The organism is Melaminivora alkalimesophila, assembly GCF_000282995.1.
In the GTDB taxonomy this organism is placed as follows: domain Bacteria; phylum Pseudomonadota; class Gammaproteobacteria; order Burkholderiales; family Burkholderiaceae_C; genus Melaminivora; species Melaminivora alkalimesophila.
Map to the genome: position 1 here is coordinate 1 of NZ_ALEE01000263.1, position 2342 is coordinate 2342.

General features: G+C 70.1%; 3 protein-coding genes and 1 pseudogene. 2 read left to right on the forward strand and 2 right to left on the reverse strand.

The genetic code is table 11. The annotated features are described in order from the left end of the window. A pseudogene (locus A612_RS04830) lies at positions 1 to 189 on the reverse strand (rod shape-determining protein MreC); the annotation flags it as partial. A gap of 49 nt (positions 190 to 238) precedes the next feature. After that, entirely contained in the window at positions 239 to 1282 is a 1044-nt protein-coding gene (locus A612_RS04835) for a rod shape-determining protein (protein ID WP_019373411.1), read from the reverse strand. Positions 1283 to 1495: 213 nt separating this feature from the next. On the opposite strand from A612_RS04835, the gene gatC reads away from it, so the two are divergent. Further along, on the forward strand, positions 1496 to 1795 hold the full coding sequence (gatC, locus tag A612_RS04840) for an Asp-tRNA(Asn)/Glu-tRNA(Gln) amidotransferase subunit GatC (RefSeq protein ID WP_019373412.1): 300 nt from the start codon (positions 1496 to 1498) through the stop codon (positions 1793 to 1795). 14 nt (positions 1796 to 1809) lie between these two features. Then, a partial coding sequence (locus A612_RS04845) for an amidase family protein (protein WP_019373413.1) occupies positions 1810 to 2342 on the forward strand: 533 nt, incomplete at its 3' end.

Genomic DNA, 2342 nt, shown 5'->3' on the forward strand with positions numbered 1-2342 from the left:
CAGCGCCAGCCACTGCAGCGGGTACAGCACCGTCGCCACCGCGGTGCGCAGCGGGTCGGTGACGCGAAAGCGCGCGTCCGCCACCATCAGGAACAGCGCCAGCGCGCCATAGAGCACCAGCCGCGCGCGCGGCGAGGGGCCATGGCGAAACAGCGAGGGCGCAGCGCGATCGAGGGTTCCCGGGGGCATGCGTCAACCGAAGCAGGGCGCGCGACGCGGGCGCGGCGGCACGCGCCGCTCAGTCACTGGTGAAGATGCTGCCCTGGCGCTCCATGCGCTCCAGCGCGATGCCACAGCCGCGCACCACGCAGGTCAGCGGCTCCTCGGCCACCAGCACGGGCAGGCCGGTCTCTTCCGACAGCAGCCGGTCCAGGTCGGCCAGCAGCGCGCCGCCGCCGGTGAGCATCATGCCGCGCTCGGCGATGTCGGCGCCCAGCTCGGGCGGGGTCTGCTCGAGCGCGTTCTTGACGGCGCTGACGATCTGGTTGAGCGGCTCGGTCAGGGCTTCGAGGACTTCGTTAGAGGAGATCGTGAACGGACGCGGCACCCCTTCCGAGAGGTTGCGCCCGCGCACCTCCATCTCCTTGACCTCCGAGCCGGGGAAGGCCGAGCCGATCTGCTTCTTGATGGCCTCGGCCGTGGGCTCGCCGATCAGCATGCCGTAGTTGCGGCGGATGTAGTTGATGATGGACTCGTCGAACTTGTCGCCGCCCACGCGCACGCTGCCCTTGTAGACCATGCCGCCCAGCGAGATCACGCCCACTTCCGTGGTGCCGCCGCCGATGTCCACGACCATCGAGCCGGAAGCCTCCGACACCGGCAGGCCGGCGCCGATGCCGGCCGCCATGGGCTCCTCGATCAGGTAGACGGCGGTGGCGCCGGCGGCCTCGGCCGCGTCCTTGATGGCACGGCGCTCGACCTGGGTGGAGCCGCAGGGCACGCAGATGATGATGCGCGGGCTGGGAGTCAGCACCGAGCGCGGATGCACCATCTTGATGAACTGCTTGATCATCTGCTCGGTGATGACGAAGTCGGCGATCACGCCGTCCTTCATCGGCCGGATGGCCTCGATGTTGCCCGGCACCTTGCCGAGCATGGCCTTGGCCTCGCTGCCGACGGCCTGGATGACCTTCTTGCCATGCGGGCCGCCCTCGTGGCGGATGGCGACGACGGAGGGCTCATCGAGGACGATGCCCTTGTCGCGGGCGAAGATCAGGGTGTTGGCGGTGCCAAGGTCGATGGCCAGGTCGGTGGAAAAGTACCGACGGAATGCTCCGAACATTCAGGGGATCCTCATGCGGCACGGCAGGCGCTTGCGGCGCAATGTGCCGTCGCCGGAAATTTTGTCAGGTGTCTGCGGACTTTTTTCGCACAATCGCCGGCGGTGCGGAGGGTATTGCGGCAAAGCCGGGATAATAACGCATCCCCTGTGAATAACTTCCACGGCCGCGGCCCGGATGGCGAGCGTTACATCCGGTTTCCGGGCCTTTTTCCTATGGCACTGACCCCCCAGGACATCGGCCGCCTCGCCCAGCTGGCGCGGCTGGAGCTCACTCCCGAAGAGGGTGAGCGCATGCTCACCACCCTCAACGACTTCTTCGCGATCGTCGAACGGATGCGGGCTGTGGATACTTCGGGCGTCGAGCCGCTGGCGCACCCGCTGGCGGCCGTGCAGGAGGTCACGCTGCGCCTGCAGGAAGACGTGGCGAGCGAGCCCGACCGCCGCGACGCCTACCAGGCGAACGCCCCGGCCGTGGAGCGCGGGCTGTTCCTGGTTCCCCGCGTGATCGAATGAGCAAGGGGCCTGCCATGAACCACACCTCCCACCCCCCTTCCGCCCTGCACGAGCTCGGCGTCGCCGCCCTCGCGGCGCAGCTGCGCGACAGGCAGCTCAGCGCCGTCGAGCTGGCGCAGCACTTCCTGGCGCGCATGCGCGAGCATCAGGACCTGGGCGCCTTCCTCGCCGTGGACGAAGAGGCGACGCTCGCCCAGGCACGCGCGCAGGACGCGGCGCTCGCCGCCGGCACGGCCGGGCCGCTGGCCGGCGTGCCGATCGCGCACAAGGACGTGTTCGTCACGCGCGACTTCCCGACCACCGCGGCCAGCCGGATGCTCGCCGGCTACCGCTCGCCGTTCGATGCGACCATCGTCGAGCGCCTGGCCGCGGCCGGCTGCGTGAGCCTGGGCAAGCTCAGCTGCGACGAGTTCGCCATGGGCGGCGACAACGAAAGCGCCGCCATCGCCCCCGTGGGCCACGACGCGCCCCGGCCGGTGCGCAACCCCTGGGATGCGGCGCGCGTGCCCGGCGGCTCCTCGGGTGGCAGCGCCGCCGTCGCGGCCGC

Excerpts from the sequence above, each read along its gene's own strand:
- A612_RS04835 (WP_019373411.1), bottom strand. The coding sequence starts at position 1,282 with ATGTTCGGAGCATTCCGTCGGTACTTTTCCACCGACCTGGCCATCGAC.
- gatC (WP_019373412.1), top strand. The coding sequence starts at position 1,496 with ATGGCACTGACCCCCCAGGACATCGGCCGCCTCGCCCAGCTGGCGCGG.